The sequence below is a fragment of the Mucilaginibacter sabulilitoris genome (genome assembly GCF_034262375.1).
Lineage (GTDB): Bacteria > Bacteroidota > Bacteroidia > Sphingobacteriales > Sphingobacteriaceae > Mucilaginibacter > Mucilaginibacter sabulilitoris.
The window spans coordinates 4,782,214-4,804,617 of record NZ_CP139558.1 but is presented as its reverse complement, the minus strand read 5'-3'; the positions used below and the strand labels follow the sequence as shown (position 1 = coordinate 4,804,617).

20 protein-coding genes and 1 tRNA gene are annotated in these 22,404 nt (G+C 40.6%); 12 read left to right on the top strand and 9 right to left on the bottom strand.

The genetic code is table 11. The features are described 5' to 3' along the window. Positions 1 to 223 precede the first annotated feature (223 nt). Positions 224 to 294 (top strand) — tRNA-OTHER (locus SNE25_RS20495). A 188-nt stretch (positions 295 to 482) separates the two neighbouring features. Here the strand turns inward: SNE25_RS20495 and SNE25_RS20490 are convergent. Together SNE25_RS20490 and SNE25_RS20485 are read right to left on the bottom strand one after the other, a co-directional pair. Then, positions 483 to 1,205: a LytR/AlgR family response regulator transcription factor gene (locus SNE25_RS20490; RefSeq protein WP_321560867.1), complete on the bottom strand. Its 723-nt coding sequence runs from the start codon at positions 1,203 to 1,205 to the stop codon at positions 483 to 485. A gap of 1 nt (position 1,206) precedes the next feature. After that, the gene (locus SNE25_RS20485) at positions 1,207 to 2,226 is read right to left on the bottom strand and encodes a sensor histidine kinase (protein ID WP_321560866.1); all 1,020 of its coding nucleotides are present in this window, start codon (positions 2,224 to 2,226) and stop codon (positions 1,207 to 1,209) included. 721 nt (positions 2,227 to 2,947) lie between these two features. On the opposite strand from SNE25_RS20485, the gene SNE25_RS20480 reads away from it, so the two are divergent. Beyond that, complete coding sequence (locus SNE25_RS20480) at positions 2,948 to 5,323, top strand: TonB-dependent receptor (RefSeq protein WP_321560865.1); 2,376 nt, start codon at positions 2,948 to 2,950, stop codon at positions 5,321 to 5,323. A 31-nt stretch (positions 5,324 to 5,354) separates the two neighbouring features. Further along, positions 5,355 to 6,188, top strand: a complete 834-nt coding sequence (locus SNE25_RS20475; RefSeq protein WP_321560864.1) for a DUF4249 domain-containing protein — start codon at positions 5,355 to 5,357, stop codon at positions 6,186 to 6,188. A 364-nt stretch (positions 6,189 to 6,552) separates the two neighbouring features. On the opposite strand, the gene SNE25_RS20470 is transcribed toward SNE25_RS20475, so the two are convergent. After that, entirely contained in the window at positions 6,553 to 7,719 is a 1,167-nt protein-coding gene (locus tag SNE25_RS20470) for an SH3 domain-containing protein (RefSeq protein ID WP_321560863.1), read from the bottom strand. Positions 7,720 to 7,980: 261 nt separating this feature from the next. On the opposite strand from SNE25_RS20470, the gene SNE25_RS20465 reads away from it, so the two are divergent. After that, positions 7,981 to 8,133 (top strand): hypothetical protein, encoded by a 153-nt coding sequence (locus SNE25_RS20465; RefSeq protein ID WP_321560862.1) that lies wholly within the window; start codon positions 7,981 to 7,983, stop codon positions 8,131 to 8,133. A gap of 302 nt (positions 8,134 to 8,435) precedes the next feature. On the opposite strand, the gene SNE25_RS20460 is transcribed toward SNE25_RS20465, so the two are convergent. The 5 genes from SNE25_RS20460 to SNE25_RS20440 all read right to left on the bottom strand — a co-directional run bounded on the left by SNE25_RS20460 (position 8,436) and on the right by SNE25_RS20440 (position 12,794). Further along, a complete protein-coding gene (locus tag SNE25_RS20460; protein WP_321560861.1) occupies positions 8,436 to 8,816 on the bottom strand; it encodes a hypothetical protein in 381 nt (126 codons plus the stop codon). Next, positions 8,813 to 9,715: a hypothetical protein gene (locus tag SNE25_RS20455; protein ID WP_321560860.1), complete on the bottom strand. Its 903-nt coding sequence runs from the start codon at positions 9,713 to 9,715 to the stop codon at positions 8,813 to 8,815. Before SNE25_RS20455 ends, SNE25_RS20460 begins: the two co-directional genes overlap by 4 nt. A gap of 113 nt (positions 9,716 to 9,828) precedes the next feature. After that, positions 9,829 to 11,334, bottom strand: a complete 1,506-nt coding sequence (locus tag SNE25_RS20450) for a CehA/McbA family metallohydrolase domain-containing protein (RefSeq protein ID WP_321560859.1) — start codon at positions 11,332 to 11,334, stop codon at positions 9,829 to 9,831. Positions 11,335 to 11,469: 135 nt separating this feature from the next. Beyond that, positions 11,470 to 11,706 (bottom strand): hypothetical protein, encoded by a 237-nt coding sequence (locus SNE25_RS20445; protein WP_321560858.1) that lies wholly within the window; start codon positions 11,704 to 11,706, stop codon positions 11,470 to 11,472. Positions 11,707 to 11,708: 2 nt separating this feature from the next. Further along, positions 11,709 to 12,794 (bottom strand): S1/P1 nuclease, encoded by a 1,086-nt coding sequence (locus SNE25_RS20440; RefSeq protein WP_321560857.1) that lies wholly within the window; start codon positions 12,792 to 12,794, stop codon positions 11,709 to 11,711. A 269-nt stretch (positions 12,795 to 13,063) separates the two neighbouring features. Here SNE25_RS20440 and SNE25_RS20435 point away from each other — a divergent pair, with 269 nt between their 5' ends. The 7 genes from SNE25_RS20435 (at position 13,064) to SNE25_RS20405 (ending at position 18,129) form a co-directional block, all read left to right on the top strand. Beyond that, positions 13,064 to 13,267 carry a hypothetical protein gene (locus tag SNE25_RS20435; RefSeq protein ID WP_321560856.1) on the top strand — a complete coding sequence of 68 codons (204 nt, stop codon included), beginning with the start codon at positions 13,064 to 13,066 and terminating at the stop codon, positions 13,265 to 13,267. A 773-nt stretch (positions 13,268 to 14,040) separates the two neighbouring features. Continuing rightward, a complete protein-coding gene (locus SNE25_RS20430) occupies positions 14,041 to 14,583 on the top strand; it encodes a carboxymuconolactone decarboxylase family protein (protein ID WP_321560855.1) in 543 nt (180 codons plus the stop codon). A 63-nt stretch (positions 14,584 to 14,646) separates the two neighbouring features. Then, the gene (locus tag SNE25_RS20425) at positions 14,647 to 15,399 is read left to right on the top strand and encodes a sulfite exporter TauE/SafE family protein (RefSeq protein ID WP_321560854.1); all 753 of its coding nucleotides are present in this window, start codon (positions 14,647 to 14,649) and stop codon (positions 15,397 to 15,399) included. Positions 15,400 to 15,581: 182 nt separating this feature from the next. Continuing rightward, a complete protein-coding gene (locus SNE25_RS20420) occupies positions 15,582 to 16,502 on the top strand; it encodes an NADP-dependent oxidoreductase (protein WP_321560853.1) in 921 nt (306 codons plus the stop codon). 207 nt (positions 16,503 to 16,709) lie between these two features. Then, entirely contained in the window at positions 16,710 to 17,303 is a 594-nt protein-coding gene (locus tag SNE25_RS20415) for a Crp/Fnr family transcriptional regulator (RefSeq protein WP_321560852.1), read from the top strand. 101 nt (positions 17,304 to 17,404) lie between these two features. After that, the gene (locus SNE25_RS20410) at positions 17,405 to 17,758 is read left to right on the top strand and encodes a hypothetical protein (protein ID WP_321560851.1); all 354 of its coding nucleotides are present in this window, start codon (positions 17,405 to 17,407) and stop codon (positions 17,756 to 17,758) included. An 11-nt stretch (positions 17,759 to 17,769) separates the two neighbouring features. Further along, entirely contained in the window at positions 17,770 to 18,129 is a 360-nt protein-coding gene (locus tag SNE25_RS20405) for an SPW repeat domain-containing protein (RefSeq protein WP_321560850.1), read from the top strand. 416 nt (positions 18,130 to 18,545) lie between these two features. Here SNE25_RS20405 and SNE25_RS20400 read toward each other — a convergent pair whose 3' ends face one another. Continuing rightward, a complete protein-coding gene (locus SNE25_RS20400) occupies positions 18,546 to 18,956 on the bottom strand; it encodes a nuclear transport factor 2 family protein (protein ID WP_321560849.1) in 411 nt (136 codons plus the stop codon). A 670-nt stretch (positions 18,957 to 19,626) separates the two neighbouring features. Here SNE25_RS20400 and SNE25_RS20395 point away from each other — a divergent pair. Next, on the top strand, positions 19,627 to 22,023 hold the full coding sequence (locus SNE25_RS20395; protein WP_321560848.1) for an outer membrane beta-barrel family protein: 2,397 nt from the start codon (positions 19,627 to 19,629) through the stop codon (positions 22,021 to 22,023). Positions 22,024 to 22,404 lie beyond the last annotated feature (381 nt).

Below are 22,404 nucleotides of genomic sequence, written 5' to 3'. Positions count from 1 at the left end.
CAAAAATTTGAGCCTAACTATAATGGAATATAAAAGTGAGCTTAACTATATTTAATAAAATTAGTCGGCAAATTTTTAAATCTAAATATTGCATTTCTAAATATTTAGGATAGACCAAAGGACTACACGAATCCAAAATGTGTTACAAATGTGTTACAGCCAATTTTGAATTTTCAAAAATTTAGCCTTAAATTGGCCTCTGTAAATCAGAAACGCAGATTTTCGCCCAATATAAAATTGGTACCCAAAAGACTCATAATCTTTTGGTCCCTGGTTCGAGCCCAGGTGGGCGCACAGAATGTGATTTTTTAAGAATTACAAACCCTATAAATTGCTGATTTAGAGGGTTTTTTGCTTTATTCCAATCCTTTTCAGTCCTTGTCAAAGGGTATAACCCAGAACAAACTTGCGGTAAAATGCCGAACTTCCGAAGTATATCTATCAAAGGTCGAAAACAATTTAAAAGATGTCCCGGTGATATATCACTTACTTAAAATTTTTCTAATTACAAATTCATTAAAGAAGTAATCCCTGTAAATATTGCCGATGGGTATTTCGTTTTCCCCTATGTAAACAGTATTGTTATCTACAGAATTTATGTTGTTTACGTTGATGATGTAAGATTTGCTGACCCTGACAAAAATACTTTTTGGAAGCAAATCATGAATAGTTTTAATATTCATCAGCGTAATTACTTTTTGATTTTCTAAATAAATAACCACGTAATCCTTTAAACCTTCGATATAAAGAATGTCGCTAAAATGTACTTTAAAAATTCTGCGTTCTGCTCTTACGAAAATATAGTCATCGGTTATGTTTTCTATATTACTGTTTATACCATCAGTATGAAACAATTTGCAATACGTCTGTGCTTTTTCAACTGCTTTTTGAAAGCGTTCTAATTTCACAGGTTTGATCAAATAATCAATAGCGTCGACTTCATAACTTTCAGAAGCAAATTCATGAAAAGCGGTAGTAAACACCACTAAAGTTTTTTTAGGAATAGTTCTGGCAAATTCTATCCCATTCACTCCTGGCATTTGAATATCAAGAAATACTAAATCAACAGTATTTTTTGCCAGAAATTCTCTTGTAACATCCGCTCCGTTAAATGAAGCTATAGTTTCCAGATTTTCTGTCTGACAAACCAGTTTTTCGATTGCTTTTCTTGCTAATGGCTCATCATCTACTATAATGCAGTTCATCTTATAATTTTAAAATTAATGTAGCACAGTACGTTTCCGTATTTTCTTCTATTTTCAAATCATGTGAAGAAGGGAACAAGAGTTCCAATCTCCTTTTAATATTGTCCAGACCTAATCCTCCGGGTTTATTAACTGCTTTTACGGCGGGTTTTGAGTTTATGCATTTGAAAAAAAGCTCCGAATGGCGAACATCGAAAAACAAATTTACATAGGATAAATTCGTCGAGTCATTATTGTGTTTTACAGCATTTTCGACAAATGAAATAAATAATAAGGGAGGAACCTGAACACCGCTTAATTCACCTTCTTTGGATATTAGAAAATTGAAATTGTCTCTTCTGACTTTTTCGAGGTTTAAAAAATCTTCTAAAAAATGTATCTCTGAAGTTAATAAAACTTTATCTCTCGAGCTGTCATAAAGCTGGTAACGAAGCAGGTCACTGAGTTTCATCAACACCTGCGAAGCTTTTTTAGGATCATCTTCAATTAAAACATTAGCATTGTTGAGCATATTAAAAAGGAAATGCGGATTGATCTGATTCTTCAGTTGTTCCAGTTCAGCATTAGTTTTTGCCAGTTTCAGATCAAAGATCAGCTGAGCATCAGATATCCACTGCTGGAATAATTTAACCGCTGCCGATGCAACAATAAGCACCAGGACCATAAAGGAAAACGTGAAAAAGTTAATACTGTCATTCTGGTAAGGCAGTGAATCAGGCTTAAAATAACAGGCGAAAAATTCATGAATGTAGAACGTAAGGATTATGATTGAAAGCACAAAAAGACCATAACCCAGGTATTTTTTGTTGAATAAAAATTTAGGTACAAAAAAATACATATTGCTGTAGGCCAATAATATTATCTGAACGAAAATAACCAGGCGGTTATAGGTTTCGAAAGGTTCCACATAGTCTGGCGGACTATAATACAAAACAACAATACAAAATGCGATTATTGACAAATGACGTTGCAATCTGTATTTTTTTGAAACAATCAACTGAAGCATCCAATTCGTATCCATGATATTTCTGTGTAAAGTTTTATTCATAAGCCTATTTTAGATTTCAAGCAAATTTAGCAACCCGCAAACAATACAAATTTTTACTATACAAAAGCTCATTAATAATATACCAAAATAAAATTTAAAGATGGCAAACCTTTTCTAAGCCTTAAATATGACCTACAAGCCGAAAACCCAAGAACGGAGGAGGCAATACATAAAACAAAAACACAAGTCTTTTAAAAATTGTGGTTATAAAAGTAGCTATAGCAAATTTTCATTTGGGACTTCCGCTTTTGAAAGAATTATACCAAGTTGTATTTACCTGACTTAATAGCGTTGTTTTCTGAATGAGAATGCCGCTGGCTTCTTAATTTATCCTGTAGCTTGGCTGGGCAACCCTTTTAACGCCAAAAATAAACAGGATGAACATATGCCGCTTAACATATTTGATGAGTAAGGGTAGGCTTGTTTTTCATTGAGTAATCAAAATTATGTCTAAATCTTGGAAAAGTATTCTCTATTAATCCGGAAAAAAGGTTTGGCCATCTGTGATTTCAATTAGAATTTTTTTTAGAAATCCATCTTCTTTAGCTGAAATCTTAGTGTGCAATTTATTTTTCTATATGTATAAACTGCTTTAATATATAAAGTAAGGCATTTTGTATATACTAAAATATGCGGGGTCAACAATAGGATACTTTAGCTGCAAATCATAACATTTAACTCTAAACATTAATAAATGAAAAGCAGAGCCCTATCCTTGCTAGTACTCTTTTTTGCCTTTGCAGGCCATGCATATTCGCAGGAAAAAGTTACCCTTAGCGGCACGATATCTAATAACTCCAATACCGAAACACTCATTGGCGCAACTATCTACATTCCGGAAGCGAAAGTGGGTATTACTACCAATTCCTACGGATTTTATACAGCGACAATGCCAAAAGGGACTTACACCATTATCATTAGCCACGTGGGTTTTGACAATGTAGAAGAAACGATTACGCTGACCGGAAACACTAAAAGGAATTTTGGAATGACAGAAAATAGTAAAACATTGGGTGAAGTTGTCATAAAAAGCAATACAACAAAAGACAATATCCGAAAACCTGAAATGAGTACCAATAAACTGTCTATCGCCACGATCAAAAAGATGCCCGCTGTTTTGGGTGAGGTAGATGTTCTAAAATCAATTTTACAGCTTCCCGGGGTTACTAATGCCCAGGAAGGCGCGTCGGGATTTAACGTAAGAGGAGGCTCTGTGGATGGTAACCTGGTACTGCTTGATGAAGCCGTTGTATATAATACCTCGCATCTATTCGGATTCTTTTCTGTCTTTAACGCTGATGTGATCAAAGACCTGAAACTTTACAAAGGAGGAATTCCCGCTAATTTCGGAGGACGTATATCATCAGTACTGGATATTTATCAAAAAGAAGGAAACAACAAGGAGTATCATGTAAACGCGGGTATCGGATTAGTTTCAAGCCGGTTGCTTGTTGAAGGTCCCATCGTTAAAGATAAAAGTTCTTTCGTGGTTGCGGGTAGAGGTTCTTATGCACATCTTTTTCTGAAAATGGCGAATGAACCCAATTCAGCCTATTTTTACGATCTGAACACCAAGTTCAATTACAAATTCAATGATAAAAACAATGTTTTTGTATCAGGATACTTTGGAAACGACTACCTAAATTTTAATAACAGTTTTGTAAACACCTACGGTAACAAACTTTTTAACCTCAGGTGGAACCATATATTCTCAGACAAGATCTTCTCTAATGTATCTGCCATTTATAGTGATTATGACTACCAGATCAAAGTAAAATCCGCTGGTCTTGACTGGAAAGCAGAGGTTAAAAATTACAATTTTAAATATGATTTTAAACATTATGTTTCAAATAACCTGACTTTAAATTATGGTATAAATTCAATTTACTACAATTTTAATCCGGGAACGATCAGGCCGTTCGGGACGATTTCAAGTGTAAATCCGGACCAGTTGGCCAAAAAATATGCTTTTGAAAATGCGGCCTATATCAGCGCTGAACAAAACCTTTCTGACAAATTATCACTGAATTACGGACTTCGCTACAGTAATTTTCAAAGATTAGGCGCGCAGGAAGTGTACACCTATGCTAATAATCAACCGGTTAATTACAATAAGGAGCTTCATGTTTACGAAGAGGCTACCCCCACAGGAACAATAAACTATGCGAAAAATAAAAAGATAGCCAGTTTTGACAACTTGGAACCAAGAGTTGCCATAGCTTATTCGCTAAACAATGATCAGTCCATCAAAGCTAGTTATAATAGAATGAGCCAGTATGTTCATCTGATTTCCAATACGGCTTCTGCAAGCCCGCTTGATATATGGGCCCCTTCTGACCAATACCTTAAACCGGAAATTTTAGATCAGGTAGCACTGGGGTACTTCCACAATTTTAAAGAGGGTAAATATTCTTTGGAAACGGAAACCTTCTATAAAAAGGTAAAAAACAAGGCAGATTATATTGACGGCGCAGATCTGTTAGGGATCGATGCTGTAGAAAGCGTGCTTTTAAACGGAGAAGGGAGAGCGTATGGTCTGGAAATGATGTTGAAAAAAAATACAGGAAAGCTGACGGGCTGGGTTTCCTACACGCTTTCTAAAGCACAACAAAGGACACCAGGCAGAAATGCAGATGAACCGGGTATAAACAACGGACAATGGTACCGGGCAAATTATGACAAAATGCATAATTTATCTGTTACGGGCGATTATGCTGTAAGTCCGAAATGGTCATTTGGGGCTATTTTAACTTTCCAGAGCGGCAAAGCAGCAACATTCCCTGATGGAAAATACCTATACCAGGGCGTCAATGTCGCGAGTTACGGCGAAAGAAATGGGAATTCCTTAGCTGCTTACCACCGTTTAGATGTATCTGCAACTTATACGCCCAAACCCGACAAGAAAAAAGGATGGCAGGGTGAATGGAATTTCGGCATCTACAATCTTTATAACAGGAATAACGCGGCATCGTACGCTTTCAGGCAGAATGAAGATACGGGAACAAGCGAGACAAGAAGAGTATCCATTTTTGGTATTGTTCCGAGCGTAACTTACAACGTGAAATTTTAAAAACAACTCACCTATTTATAAAAAGATAAAAATGAAACCACTACAAAAAATTATAATTCTAACTGTTGGACTATCCGTTGGACTGTTTGTGACAGGATGCGAGAAAGCTATTAATGTGCCTCTTAAGACAGCATCGCCAAGATTGGTTATTGATGCGTCTATAGATTGGGTTAAAAATACAGCCGGCAATGAACAAAAGATCGTATTATCGACCACAACAGGTTATTACAGTTCCGATTTTCCGAGCGTTTCAGGTGCAGTAATTACGGTAACAAACCCGTCTAACACGGTTTTTAATTTTGTAGAAACTCCCGGAACCGGGCAATATGTTTGTCACAATTTCCTTCCTGTCATCGGTCAGACTTACAACTTAAAAATTGTATTAAACGGGGAAACCTATACGGCATCAGAAACATTTACCCCTGTTCCAAAAATTGAAGATAATATTGAGCAGAACGACAAAGGGGGTGAAATGGGTGATGAAATCGAAATAACATTTTACTATAAGGATAATGCAAATCAGGCAAATTCTTATCTAAACAGTATTAGACAGCCGCACTCGCCGTTTCCTGAGCTTGAAGTTGAAGATGATGAACACACTAATGGTAATTTAATGCTGGAGTCCTATTCGCATGAAAAGTTAAAAGCTGGAGACCAGGTAGACTTCAAACTCTACGGAATTTCAAAAAGCTACTACAATTACATGTTCAAATTAATATTGGCTACTGGCAATGATGGCAACCCTTTCCCTTCAACACCAAGTGCTGTGCGCGGTAATATTATTAATCAGACCAATAGCAAAAATTACGCTTTTGGCTATTTCAGGCTGGCAGAAATGGATACTAAAAGCTATACGATTAAATAACCAAGTTTGGTGAGCGGAGTAAAGATCACAGGTTATTCGCCAGATCGAAACTTCGCTCACTCAATATTTGGAGCAAGTTCAGCAATACCATAATGCTTATCGACACAGTATGCTATGTGTGGAATTAGATAACTATAGTAAGATATTAATTGTCCTTTTCTGTCCTTATCCTTCCTAAGGGTTAATGTACAGAACGCTTCAATGACTCATCTTCCAAGTAAAGAGGGACTGAAGAGGCAACTGGTGTAATTTAGTTTTCCGCTTCTTTAAACGAAAAACTTCAAAGTGTCAGACCGGTACCTTGAAGTTTTCGTATTTGAAGTAGTTATGGCATTTGTTGCAAAAAATGCAATAACCCCGTTTTTTAGGATATCGCCATCCTGGTCTGTAATTTGCCTATTTGTCCGAGAAATCCGGCGAACGCATCCATTGCCCCTTGTTTAGACGTCGTAATGACTTCATAAATACCGGAATCCGATGTTAATGTATATTCAGAATAGGCGCAAACCGGGATTTGGCGATTGTTGTTGAACCGGCGGTCCGGCCCTCCGTGTTTATTCACGTAGCGCCAGGTCTGATCTATTATTTTCGCATCGCGTGGTACGCTTTCATCTTCAATAAAGCGGGTTGTAAAACCATCGATTCGCAGATTCTTGTAAAATATTGCTGCGAAGGTTTTTCCACGTTTCACCAGTAACCGTTCCGGCAGGAAGTAAAATTCCAGATTACTTAGCTTTATGCAAGGTATTGTTATATTAGTGGAGAAGTAGGATAGTGGGGCTTGATTTGCGGAAATACCTCTTAGCGCTACCCTGTTGATAAGTTTACCTGCTCCGCCTGTTCGTTTATAATCATTGGTCTGTCGTGCATTGACATACTGCCAGATCCTTGCTGAACCGGCAAAGTCCGTGAAATGCGCATTGAATTGCCGGTAAACCTGCCTGAATTGTTCATCCATTTCATAATGCAAAGCCATTTCGAACCGCCTCTTGTCGACCTTTTTTAGTTTCCTTATAAGGACGATGAAAAGAAGTGTGCCGCCGGCGAATTCGTAAGGTGCATAAGCATTGGAAAGGTAAGGCTCTTCGCTTTCGACCTGTTCATGATGGATATGTTCAATAGCTGCAAAACGACGTGCAACATAACCTATCGAATCGTTGAATCCAACTTTTAACCATTTGCTTTGTGTTGAATCAAGCAGTTGAAATCTTTCGTTGGTGACAGCTGTTTTCAATACCAGGGATTTCGCATTTGCTTCCTTTCGAATGTTGACGCCGGGATAAAAGTTCACTTTTGCAAAAATACTGTCGGTAGCCGGTTGGAGAATCACTCTGCGGCTGCTAAAAGTTGTGATCACCATGATCAGCAGGAATAAAACTAGCGGTAGTACGCCAAACCATCTTACATAAGAGGCTTTACTTGCCTTTTCCGTCAATTCATTCACGAATGCCTTTGAATCCGTGTCTGTTAATTGGGCAATGTCTGCGGAAGTAATGTTATGCACTTCTGAATAGGAGACAGCAGGTAACATTTGAGGTTCGGTCGGTCTTGGGGACGGCAACCCACCGGATATTTTTTGACGATAACTGATGCCGCCGGCATTGGCCTTACTTGATTTTTACAAGGATCATCCAAGAACACCGCCAGGCAAACTCTTGCCCGGTATCAGCAATCAGCGGGCTAATAGTTATCTTAAAGAGATCGCAAAAAAACTCGGGATAAAAAAACGGCTTACTTACCATTGCGCGCGGCACACATTTGCCACAACGGTTACTTTAACCAACGGTGTCCTATGGAAACGGTTGGTCAAATGTTAGGGCATAAAAACATTAAAACAACACAACATTATGCCCGTATTACGGATACTAAGATCCGCGTTGATATGCAACCGCTAAAGGAGCGGTATATCGGTCAACAATTGTATTTGGAATCGGAGATCGAATAAATCTCCGGATTTAAAAGGACACGACCAAACGCATAAGTGACTGGCGGAATTTAATTTACACCGATCAACCGTTTAATCGCTTGAGCATGGTTTTTAATCACAATCTACGTTTTCTCTGAACTCAACAAAGTCTGCTCCGTGCTCTTCACCTTTTTGATTACATCGCCGTTCCGTGATGCGGGAAAAGGTCTGGACAGCTCCTCCTACATGAATCTTACAGCAACCAACCGGTTCTGTTCTTCCAACAAGTGTATTAAACCTTGTTTTTACATTATCGAAAAACTTATTCAAAAATTGCATAGCTAATTAAATTTTATGGTGATTCTCTTTTGAATGGTGGTTGCACCAACCGTGACGTAAACATTCCCATGGCTGGTGTCTGATTTTAAAACTGTTTGCGCAAAACGATAGTCTCCACTGAGTGAGTCTGCGTAAGCTTTATCTGTCTTAGTACCACTATAAATAAAACTTCCGGCGGTCGATGAAAATGCTACTGCTAATGCTCCGGCATCTTTTGGTACACGGACAACGATGGAAGTCATGTCTTTTCCTCCTGAAGCAATGGCGGTTTTAGCGGTAATCTGTAATTTTTCAGAATCCGGAACCAGATCAGGATCCTCCAATTTCGAATTGCAGGCCACGGTAACCAGTGCCAATAATAGGATAATAAAATTCTGTTTCATGGTGTGAATAGTTTAGTTAGTGGAGCGATTAATGCAGTGAAATTAAAATCATAACTGACACCAACATAAAAAGCAGTTTTGTTTCGGTCTTTCACGATCAGCGGATTAGCATCTGCTTGTTTGAACAATATTTGTCCGAAATTGAAATACATTGGCTGTAATAACCGTCGAAGCACCTGATGCCGGCCATACCATCCGTAGAGTGGACTATGGATACTTAGTCCATAAACCAAATTCCCGATACCGACTAAGTTTTTAGTATCCTGGCGCGTATCACTTTTAAATTTAGCTACGGATAATCCAAAGTATATGCTTGTTCGTTTGAATATATTTTGAGATAAGCCTTTGAAGTTAACCGGATCTGCTTCATCATTTACCGGGACTGCATACAAATGCGCCGCAATCTCGCCGGAAAGCATCTTGGGACCTGACGCATATAATATACCAAAATCCATTTTTATCTGGTCGCCGGGCGCGGAAATGGTATTAATAATATAACGAAAATCAAGTAAAACTTTGCCATTCCCATCTTTACCGATGATTTCTAATGCGTAATAATGGTCGGCTTCCATATATTTTTTCGTGTCATATATTACATCGACAGGCAATGTGAAGTTTGGTGATAATTTCTTTTCCCATGTGCATTGAAGGTACTCCTTCGCTATATAATCATCCGAGCCAAAATTTCCGGGCTTTATATACAGCTTTAATTCGGTGACCTTATCATCCGGCAGGACGCCTATCAAATTCAGTGGCTTATCATAGGGAATGGCCTGCGAAAACGAATTTTTTGTTAAATCAACAGTAATGATTTTGGCATCCGAAGGTGCAGCAGGCTGTGCAAACAATCGAATTGAGACAAACATCAATGCAAGGAGTAGGGGGGCTTTACAGAACATGAGGATAACGTAAGGTCGAGATAATTTACTAATATATTCTTGATATTTAGGCCATACGCGCAATGTATAGGCACTATTCTAAGTTCTTTCTCAATGGTAATATAGTTGCATTTTTAAGGTTCCTGCTCGTCACTTTCCCCAATCACACAGTTATGCAGTGTGCGTCCCGCAGGCGGGATATCGCCCGATTGCAAATTCTCCAGTTTGATCAGGTCAATGGAATGGCAACCTTTTTTATGGTAAACTTTCGAGGAGATTGATGAAGTCCAGTAAAATAGGGCTGGTACTACGGCCGGCGTGGCCAGTGTAACATTTGCGGCTGTGCCGTTTAAATTTACCCAAACCGGCGCGGTCCAGGCGCGATCCTTTTTTTGCCCGGAATTTTGAGTAACCCTGATATAATAAAATGATGGTTCAGCAGCAGCAAACAGGCCGGTCAATGATACATCACCGCCGCCGATGTTGTTTTTTGTCAGGAGTATGCCGTCTTCGGCCTTCCAATCGGTAGCCGTAGTGCTCAGTTCCGGTTTTATGGCACCACCGACAACCTGCAGATCATAAGTAGCATTTGGCTCATCACTGTCGCTGATTGACACCTTAAATTTAAGTTCGCTTTCAACTGTTGCGTTGATGGCAGAACCCATAGTAGCATCGTTCAGCTGGAGGATTACTTTGAGATTTTTATCTTCTGTCGCGAATGTGCGGTTGTTACGGAAAGCATTGAGAATATCTTTTTCGGACAGGGATTCGCTTAGTACACCGGTCCGGGCATCGGTAATGCTTCCCCAGGTCTTGTAATGGTTATCCTGTCCTGCCGTAGGTGAAATACGCAGGCCTTGTTTCAAATAAAAGAAATATTCGTCTTCTAACGGTTTATAGGCCCTGTAAACCTTTGATAAAGCCGGTCCGGTCAGCACTTCGATCAGGTGGGTGTACCGTGATTGTGTTTTTACCCAGTTGCCGAAGTCCGGCCCGAGATCTCCGGCATCTATGCCATAATCATTGTACATGTTTCTTTTAACCGAGTTATCATCGCCCTTATAAAACAGATCCGTGTGCACATCGGGGTGATTTAATTGCACTACAGCATTTAATCCGTTGCTTTCATATTGGCGAAGCAAGTCAAAAAAACCTTTGAAATTTCCATTACGCACGGTGAGCACTTCCGGCAATCCGAAAACATTTACATGATTGCCACTGGAGATGGTTGAAAATTCCTGACCATAAATTGCCAGGAAAGTTTGCGTAGTAGCCGCAGCGGCCGCTTTTACTAAGGGTCTTACACTGATGGTTTCTGTTTGCTGCTGGCCGTTTTCTGTCCATTTGCGGGTAATCGTAACATTGTTTTGGCCATTGTAAAGCCTGGGGTCAGTGGCAATAAGTACACCATCTTTACGCTCGTCGCCACTATCTTCAGCTTTTGCATGGTTGTGCTCAGTTATAGCGAAAAAGTCAAGGCCATTGGCTTTTGCCATCGCGTAGGCTTCTTCCGGCGTTCCGGATCCATCTGATAATAAGGTGTGTGCATGGAGCAGGCCATAATAGACCTTCAGATTGTTTTGCGCGCGTGTGGCGATGGTGCTTAGCGCCAAAAATAAAAGCAGGAGGACTTTTTTCATGACAGGTTGGTTAATCCACTAAATATAAGTATTTTATATAGTAAATTATTTATCTGTTGCCTTAATATTATCCTGTATTATTTTATTTTATTCCTGCGGACGAGCCCGGTTAAGTCTATCAGTTATTTCCGCTCTTTAACCGATTAATGACTGTAATCTTTGCGATACTTCTTGCAATAAGTTTACAGGGATTTTTTTGTCAGTAGAACTGTTTATTACTCGGTAACCACCTTCTTCGTCCGGTTCAAAAGTAACCGTTGTTTCATCAATTAGTACAGCGATGCGGTGGGTATAACCCCACCGCTCAAAGCGTGCCTTAAATTCGTGTTCCGTTCCTTGGTAAACTACCGGTAATATAAACGGTTCGTTCATGATTAGAATTTAATTTTTGCAGGATCTGTTACGATGATCTCAGGCTTACCTTTATAATCAATCACTTCGCCCTCTACGGTAATGGTTTTGTTATCCAACTGGTTGCCCAGATCTTTAGCTTTACCTTTCAGCGCCACGGTCAGTAGCTGGTTGGGGTAAGCAGCGCCTAAATTTACCAGTACCATGCTGCTGATGTCTTTGCTGCTGTAAACTTTTCCCTGCGTGCTCACGGTTTTGCCGACAGCGTTTTTAACATCTTCCAGTTTGACCGATAGCGTTGCCGTTGTCGTAGCTGCCGCAGTGGAAATGACTGTCGGTACAGGGACTGAATTGAAAAGTTTGTTAAGCTCCCCCGCTAAGCGGATACCGGCCTGGTTAATCCGTTTACGGATCACAGGCATAGATTTCTGATAATAAGCTTCATCGATATCCTGGCCGGATTTTACCTGTGCATATAATTCACTGCTGATCTGGTAGCTTTCCCAGATCCATTCCATTGGGCTGTCTGATTGCCATTGTTTGATCTGCGCAGCGGTCGCTGCATCGTAAGTCCTGACAATATCAGTTTCACTCAACCCTTCATGGTCGATCAGTTTGCTGTCCCAAAGACTGTGTAGATTGGTACCTTTATTGTCAAAGCGTATCTGTATGGTATTACCGCCTTTATCTTCCTTGCGGCTGACGTGCATCGGCTGGTGTGCGTCACCCACCAGATGAATCAGATATTTCAAAGCCTCGTTTTTTTGGTCCCCACTCAGGCTTTTATCTTTCAGGTTCGCTTCTGTTTTCAGGATGGCGCTGTAAACATTATTATCGCTTTCACTTACCGATTTGACAAATTGTTCGTGTGTTAATCCTAAAGGCAGGTTCAAAAAATGCCAGGGTGCAGTCGTGTTATTGCGGTTTTCATCGGCCCAGGTGGATACGTCGGCCATACTTTCACCTTTGAGATAAGCTGAAACAACATAGGCGGAATTACTGGTCAGATGCTTTTGAGCAATGGCAGCTACGGCACGATGACCTTTAAAACCCCAGGAAATCAGTGCGATTGAAGTGCCGATCAGGCAAAAAATAAATAGCTTCTTCATGTTGCTAATATAAACGGAGCTGGTTTATAAATTTAGTACTGTTGGTAAATATCAGATAATGTTCCGGAAGGTCAGGTGGGCGCACTTGAGTAAAACCCTATTTTGACAATAAAAATGGGGTTTTTTATTATATTTGAGTGGTTTTACCAACCACGACGCCGACGTCGTAAATCTGCACAAAGTCGGGACTTGCATAATTTTTTGTTGAACTTCACGTAAAACCGTCACCAAACCGTCACGACGTTTTACGTGCCTAAAAAACTAAAGTTATGGCAACTGTAAATGCTGTGGTTTATGAACAATTTAAAAGAGACGATGGAACCTACCACGTCCAAATCAAAGTCTTTCACAAGGATGTTCGCCGGTTTATCGAAACGAATCACTATGTGACCGCTCGTCAACTTGACGAAAATTTAAAAATTAAGGATAAGTATATTCTTAAATCATTAGAGGAAACGCTAATGGATTGTTAATTCGAAAAAAAGCAAAGTAAAAGAGATAAGCAACCCAATCGAGCAACGTAAAACTATGCGCGTTGTAAGCGCGTAATAAATCACCAGACCATGAGAACATTCATTTTATTATGCATAGTTAGTGTAATCGGAACGGGCGCGTTTCTTGCGGCGACCATCTCAACTAATAAACTACCGCTATTTATTGTCGGTTTTAGCGTTTGGATATTGTTCTTTATCTATTGTGCTAAAAAGATGCGTGGATAATCTTACGATTCAAGGAATGGTAAATGACACCATTCCTTGATTATTACCTATAAGTCAAATCGGAAAATAAATCAACAATTTCCTGGTCCCTCTAAAATGCGAGTATTGGTACCCGAGACTTCAAACTGTGGCCCTTATCTTTGATTTTGAAGTTTAAGCATCTGAAAAAACATCCGGAATCGCTCAACTTATTCTAAGACTTGACTTGGAGTTGGATTTTTGATGCTTGTAATGGACAGGATAGGTTTATTAGGTATTTATGCTATCCTATTAAACCGAAATTGGATACTAACATTAAAATATTCATTGGGAATTTTCAAATTACAATAAACGGTGACCCCGTTAGCGAAATAATATCTTTTATATCCAGTTCCCGAATTTCAACAGAATTGCTTCAAGAATTTAGAATCATCAGAGGGAAAAGTTGAACTATATCAATCTTTTTTCTTGATGTACTTCATTTTAGTGGAGGGTGAATTTGCAGATTTTTGCTTGCTCATATTATTTTACGAATAACAAAAAAGACAATGCCAAGAACAAAAGCACTAAAGCCGGAAGAAGTACCGGCCGATTCAAAACCAACCCTGGATACGTTCACAAAGATCTTGGGATTTACGCCAAATATGTTGGCGACCTTCGCGCAGAGCCCAATTGCGTTCAACACGTGGGCAACGATGCGCAACTCCTTGAACAAAACGCTTGATCTGAAGACACGTGAGATCATTGCCCTGGCTGTATCCGAGGTGAATGGATGCAACTATTGTCTGGGTAGTCATAGCTATGCGGCTAACATGGCCAAGCTTCCGGCAGATGAGATCATTCTCGCTCGAAAGGGACATGCAACTGACCCGAAGCGGGACGCAGCAGTCCAGTTTGCACGCAAAGTCATCGAGACTCACGGCCAGGTTAGTGATTCCGATCTGAAAGCAGTTCGTGATGCAGGCTACACCGATGCAAACCTCATGGAGATCATCGCACTGGTAATCATGTTCTCGCTCACGAACTTTTTCAATAACGTGTTCGATCCGGACAAAGATTATCCAGAAGTTCCATTGGCAGGTACGATCTGACCTTTCATAATTCCCAATGGCGAAGTTTTCAAATGCAAGACTTCCCAATCCAAATGCGTCAAAATGATTGATTATATTTCGTCTCATATTTTTATTATCGCGTTGACGTTTTTCATAGCCGGGTTCGTCAAGGGCGTAGCCGGGATGGGTCTTCCGACTGTTGCTATAGCTATTTTGAGTGCCATCATGTCGCCGGTTAGCGCAGCTTCGCTGTTAATTATTCCATCTTTTGTTACGAATTGTTGGCAGCTCTTTACAGGGTCAAATTTCCTGGCCCTGATAAGAAGGCTTTGGGTGATGATGCTCGGCATCTTGGTTGGCACACTCGCCGGCACGTGGCTTTTGACGAGCGCAAACACGATTTACGCGAGTGTTGGTTTGGGCAGTGCGCTCATTGTTTATGCGGTGCACGGCCTTTTTGCGAAACCATTGTCCGTTCCTGCGCGCTTAGAGCGTTTACTATCGCCTGTTATTGGGTTAACAACCGGGTTGATCAACGGTGGAACGGGCATTTTTACACTTCCCGCCGTTCCGTATATTCAGGCCCTCGGGCTTTCTAAGGATGATTTGATACAGGCACTGGGATTGTCTTTCACGGTTTCAACCATTGCGCTTGCGATGGGGTTGGCTCGTGGGGGCGCATTTCATCTTGGAAATATTACATTGTCGGCACTCGCGATCATTCCTGCGTTGCTGGGTATGTGGGTAGGAACAAGGGTTCGTGAGCGTATAAGCCTGACAACGTTTCGGCGCTGGTTTTTTATCTTAATCGCAATCCTTGGTCTCGAACTCGCAATTCATCCTTTTTTCCATTGACCGGCGATTAAATTAATCTGATAACTAAACGAATTTACCGGAAAGAAGATCGCAAGGGTTCAGCTATTACCGGAAAGTTTTTTGAACACGCAGTAATAAATATAATTCTAAAAATAAAAACAGTAATCTATGGTAACACCACTTCACTAAGTAGGTGTTCACCCACTAAAAAAAGGAGGTATATGATGAAAGCAATTGTTGTAACAGACCAAAATGCGGGATTAGCAGGAATGAAATTGGTTAACTTACCGGAGCCACCGGCAGCTATAAACGATGTCATTGTTCAGGTTTATGCGGCCAGTATTACCGGGGACGAGCTGTCGTGGCCGTCGACCTGGACCGATCGCGCCGATCGTGACCGGACGCCTACGATCCCAGGACACGAACTGGCGGGTGTGGTAACCGCGTTGGGCTATGGCACGACCGGGCTGTCGGTAGGACAGCGGGTGTTTGGCCTTCAGGATTGGTATCGCAATGGTTCGCTGGCCGAATACGTGGCCATTGAGGCGCGTAACCTTGCGCCATTACCGGATGATATTGACTTCAATGAGGGCAATGCGCTGGTGATGCCGGGCTTAACAGCCTGGCAGGGACTGTTCCAGCACGGTGAGCTTAAAGCCGGTCAAAGAGTCCTGGTACATGGCGCTGCAGGCATCGTTGGTTCGATGGCCGTTCAACTCGCACGCGAGTTTGGTGCTTATGTAATTGGTACCGGACGCGCCGCTCACCGCGAAACCGCACTTGATTTTGGTGTAAATGAGTTCATCGATTTGGATGGCGATGCATTAGAAAATATCGACAAGGTCGATTTAGTTTTTGATGTTCTTGGTGGTGATATAGCAAAGCGATCTTTAGCTGTAATTCGCGCCGGAGGGAAATTTGTATCCATTACCGGCTGGAATGAAGAACAAGCGGACGGAGCGCAGCATATCGACTTTGTTGTCGAAGCTGACCGGTCTCAATTGATGGAGATCGCAAAGAGGTTCCGTGAGGGGCGTTTGAAAACGAATACCGGGAGCGTTGTTACGCTCGATGATGCCGTCGCTACCTATAATGCAATGGATCGGGTTAAAGGCAAAACAATTATCCGCGTTCGTACATAAATGGCGAGGAGGGTGTACCTATTATGCTAACATAAATTCGATGGCAGAAAAAGAAGACTTCGATCTGTGCATTATTTCCTGATGTCAAATTAAATAGGCACTATAGCATTAACTTTACCATTGGTAGAGTTAATGCTATTTAAGCTTTTCGCATACGGTTCGCGCTGGGTGGTGTGGTATAATAATGCGAAACAACGATAACACACAATGAATATAAACAAAAAACAGCTTTTAGATTATGTACAAAAATTTGTTTCATTAGCGGATGATGAAGCTGAACAATTCATCTCTTGCTTCAAAGAAGTCAAAGTAAAAAAAAGACAATTTATTGTACAGCCTAATTTTACGAATAAGCATAGAGCTTTTGTGATAAAAGGGGCTTTCAGAACTTACGCGGTTACAGATGAAGGGCAAGACCACACCCTTCAGTTTGCTATCGAAAATTGGTGGGTATCCGATTTCAACAGTTATATCTATCAGCATCCGGCGACCCTTTTCATCGTTGCATTAGAAGACAGTGTCATTTTGCAAATAGACTACGACAAAGAGCAAGAGTTAAAAAAGACAAATCATCAATTCGAGACTTTTTTTAGAATAATGGCTGAAAAAGGGCTTGCTTTTGAGCACCGTAGAATCCTTTTTAACTTAATGCATGATGCGGAAACACGCTACGAGAACTTTTTATTGAACTACCCTAACTTCGTTCAGCGCGTGCCTCAATACGCATTGGCTTCTTACCTCGGAATGTCAACTGAGTTCCTGTCAAGGATCAGGAATAAAAGAACCCGGGGAAAAAGTTGAACTACATCAACCTTTTTTCTTGACCAGCTTCATTTTTATTGCTTTCGAATTGCCGGAGTTTTGGATTGTCAATGTTGACAAATAATTCAAAACAAATAAAAATGGAAAATTCATTGAATGAGATCTTCTCCGCTAAAAACGAGATGGTTAAAAAAGGAGCAATAGTAGAAGCGACAGAAAAGTTTTTCGCTCCTCATGCCAAAACCATTGATTTTGATGGTACAGTAACAAACGGCAAATCAGAAATGATCGCCAAAATGCAAGGGTTTGCAGGTGCTATTGCCCAGGTAAATGGCATCACTCTGCATAACGCTTCATTGAACGAAGATATTTCTTTCGCGGAATTCACTTTTGACTTCGTTATGAAAGATGGCAGCAAAGTTTTATGGCACGAAATAATCCGAACCATTTGGCAGAACGGCCAAATCGTGGAAGAACAGTATTTTAAAGCTTAAACTAAGAAGACATGGGATTTATAACCAAAAAAATACATGCTTATTTGGATTATCCGGTAGCTGTAGCACTCATCGTATTACCGTTTGTGTTAGGATTGGGAAATTCTAACCCGCTCGCTCTTCAATTATCGGTCGGAACAGGAATCGCGGCTTTTATCCTTACACTATTGACTGACCATCAATTGGGCGTTTTTCGAATTATCCCTTACAAAGGACATTTAGCGGTAGATGCGCTGGTAGGAATTGTGTTTGTGATCGCACCGTTCGTATTTTCGTTTCAAGGAGTGGATGCCTACTACTATTGGATAATCGGCGGATCGGTTTTATTTGTAGTGAGTTTACATAAGGCGGAGACAACAGCAAGCTTGTAAATGCTGACATAGAAGCTACCATTATTTATCGCTGGTTTTGGCGCTTGTGGATATTGTTCTTTATCTATATCGCTAAAAGGAGGAAAAGAAGATGAAATTATAGGACGTCCCTGTAGCTAAAGGCCAGGGACGTCTTTATTAAAGAAAAATCTTTAAATACTTATGGATTATAAAATCCCGTTACTGATTTTTAGACCTAATGGTGAACTGAAGGTCTGTTTCCCTATTCCGTACCCGGCTGATACTATTAACAATCAGCGGATGTAAAACCTCGTAAACCTTAGTGAAATCGGTTCCGTCAGGTAGCGTTACCAGCAATTTTTCATCTGTTACTTGAATATTCTCAGTAAATGGTTCGGTGTTTTATAGTGAATTGTTATATAATCGGTGATGGAAAAAAACTTACTGGCGGAAATTCATTTATTTGGCTTGATTTCGATCACGAAAGCCTTTAATTCAGCCATTTTATTATCGCGAAAACTCCAGACATCGCAATAGGAGTAGTCAATTACTTTTCCATCTTCGTCCTTCGTACTGATTTTGCCGATTGCTGTGACAATATTACCTTCTGCTATTAAATTTTCAACGTCAAACCTCGGTGGTTTCACGTATACTTCCTTCATATATGCCCGTACGGCTTCTTTTCCTATTAAAGTCTTGTCGCCTACAAAATCCCATTTTATATCTTCGGTACATAAAGACAGAAATCCTTCATTATTACCTTCAGTAACAAATGCGTTTGCTTTTAAAAGCACATTCTTGTTATCTAAACCCATTCTATAGAAAGCATAGTTTTGATTAAAAAGTTTTATTATAAGTTTTAACATAGGCATTTATTGGGGCTTGAACTGTTGATATCGTTGGTCTTGCGGAGCGCCCACAACCTACAGGGATATATGTTCGTGCTAACCGTACCTTCTTGCAGTGGTAAGTAAAAGCGTGTGCGGCCGAGACTTGCCGACTTCAAGGATAGAAGCAGCTAACAGTTGACTCAAATGGCTCATTTCTGAGCCGAACGTCTTTGATGTTATAAATTTGAATGTTTTTGACAGGATTTTAAACACAGAAAACCGGGACAAGCTATACCTTGCAGCCTTTTAAACCCGATTTATAAACCTTTATGATATTCATTGAACTAATAAGTGCGGTCGTTGCTTATACCGTAATGCGGCGTTTTCTGCCGGTCCATGCTGATCTGACTTCAATCAACTACAAACACGTTCACAATACTTCATTTATAAGTTATATAAAGGTGTAAAAAAAGTACTTTGTATTTAAAAGTATTGTAAAAATAATTTTTATCTTGTTGATTTTTATTTCAGGCAGGTGTAACAAATTCATTTGCACTGTAGTCATATGTGTATAATACCATGTATTGCATGGTACTATGTATTTGCGATATAAATTGGGAGAGCTCCTCAAAATTATTTTCAAATATTTCACCTGGCACACATTATGAAACTAAAGTTTTTATCCCTCATCTTACTTTCAATCATTATGATCCCGGCATTCGGGCAGAAAGGGCAAACCTTACTTGCTGTAAACGGAATTGTAACCGATTCGCTATCGAAACAACCGCTCGGCTATGTAACAGTAAACCTGCGCGATGATGCAAAGCAGTTGGTACGCACGGAGGTGACCAAAACTGACGGGGCGTTCAAATTTGAAAAACTGCCATCAGGAAAATATTTTCTCTCGGTGATCAATGTCGGTTTTAATACAAAAACACTCGCTGTTGATCTGACGAAAAATACAAAACCTTCCATAAATCTGGGCAGCATTGCCATTAGGGAACAAACTACACAGCTTAAAACGGTGAATATTACGGCTGACAGGCCGATAATTAAACAGGAGGTTGATAAGCTAACCTACGACTTAAAGTCCGACCCCGACAGCAAAAGTAACAGCGTATTGGAGATGATGCGCAAAGTGCCTTTGTTAAGCGTAGACGGCGACGATAACATCCTTTTGAAGGGAAATAGCGGATACCGCATATTTATTAACGGCAAACCATCGAGCATGATGGAGCGCGACCCCAAAAATATACTCAAAAGCATGCCTGCTTCAACCGTTCAAAGCATCGAGGTAATTACCAACCCTTCGTCGAAGTATGATGCGGAGGGGATGGCAGGTATCATCAATATTGTAACGAATAAAAAAGTGAATAACGGGTATAATGGCACGCTAAACCTTAGCCATGTATTCCCGGTAGGCGGCCCGAGATTGGGCGGTTCTTTTTCGTCTAAACAGGGTAAGTTGGAACTATCAGGCTATTTTGGCGGGAATGTATCCAATTCGCCCGAAGTGCTCAGTTCCATAACAAGGCTTACTACAGGGAGCAACCCTACGAGGCTTAACCAAAATAACACTGCAGAATGGGATGGCAAAAATGGCTATGCCGAAGTTGGGATCAGCTACGAAATTGACAGCCTTAACCTTATTTCGGGGCAATTCAATATTAACGGAAATAACCAGGACGGCATCAACACGCAAAGTTCTGTTTTGAGCGAAACAGGCAATATGGTTCAGCGGTATGACCTGTACAATAGCAATACGGCAGGTGGCAGGGGCCTGAATGTGGGCTTAAATTACCAGCTGGGTTTCAAAAGCAGTAAGCAAAGGCTGCTCACCTTTTCGTACCAGTACTATACATTCAACAACAGTCAGAATGCGGCGCTGGCGGCATCAAATCGCGTGAATTATGCTACGCCTGATTACCTGCAACACAATGAAGGCGAATCGTCCGAACAGACTTTACAGGTAGATTACGTACAACCTGTAAAGAAGTTGAATATCGAAATGGGGGTGAAAGCAATTATACGTGATAACAAGAGTGACTTTCAATACCTCGGCTATAATGCAGCAACAGGTAATTTCGAGGCCGATCCGTCGCGAAGTAATAAATTCGATAATAATCAAAATGTATTAGGTGCATATAACAGCTATAACTATACCTTGCAAAACTGGAGCTTTAAGGCGGGTGCCAGGGTAGAGGAGACACTGATCGATGCTGATTTTATTTCTACCGCATCGCAGCTGAACAAAAACTTTTTTAATATAGTGCCTTCGGTAAGTATTAATAAGCAGTTTAAAAACACCAGTACCGTAAACCTCGGGTTTTCGCAAAGGATACAGCGCCCGGGTATATACCAGCTAAACCCCTTTGTAGACCGTTCGAACCCAAACTTCGAATCGTCGGGAAACCCCAACCTCAGGCCCGCGGTTTCCAATAATATCCAGTTGGGTTATAGCAGAACGCAAAAGGCTTCATTAAACCTGATGCTCGGCTATAATTATTTTAACGATCTGATTATGCCCGTTGTGATTTTCGATCCCGCCACGAATATTACGCGCAACAGTTTTGATAACACAGGAAGAGCCCGCTTGTTTACCTTCAACAGCAATATCAATTACCCCATCACCAAAAAATGGAGCTCATCGTTTAACGGAAGAATTGCACACGGCCGCGTACAGGGTATAGTAAATGGTCAGTTGGTGAAAAATCAAGGATTTATGTATGGTGCATCATTAAATAGCGGCTATAATTTTGAGCAGGGCTGGCGGGTTAGCACCAACGTGTTTCTGAATGGTCCCAACCTTTCTATCCAGGGTACGTCAAACCCATACGCCAGTGTATCGTTTACGGTTAATAAAGATGTAGTGAAGGATAAACTTTCGTTCTCGGCCACGGTAAATAACCCTTTCAGCAAATACAGGAATAACACCCGGAGTTCATTCGGGCCCGATTTTACCCAAACAAATATTAACCGCGCTTATTTCAGAGGTTTTACCGCCAGCCTGAATTACCGCTTTGGCAAACTGAAAGAAACGGTGAAGAAAAGCAAAAGGGGTATCAGTAATGACGATGTTCAGGGAGCGCCTTCGGGTAACTAAAAGTATTTTTGGTTGGTTTCCGATGAAACATCAACAACAAGTGCAATAAGCATTTGGCTTGAGTTGTATTAGCTTCTCCAACAGTAGTATCGCATTTAAATTACAAAGCGATATATCTTTTTTTTCTAAAGGACATCTGCCAGGCTGGGACCGCCTGCGGTGCAATTCTTGCTGGCGCTGGGCCCCCTGATCTATTTTTATGTGCTGAAAATAACGCGGCCGGAATATAAATTCCGTTAGAAGGACTTTTTTCATTTCACGCCCTTGTTGCTTGAACAAGGAGTTTTGGTATTAGAGGTCAGGGAAAGTATCAGGACGGGAGCGGCAACCTATATGACACACACCTTTCACCTGTTGAACCCGATATTACAGTTGCTCATA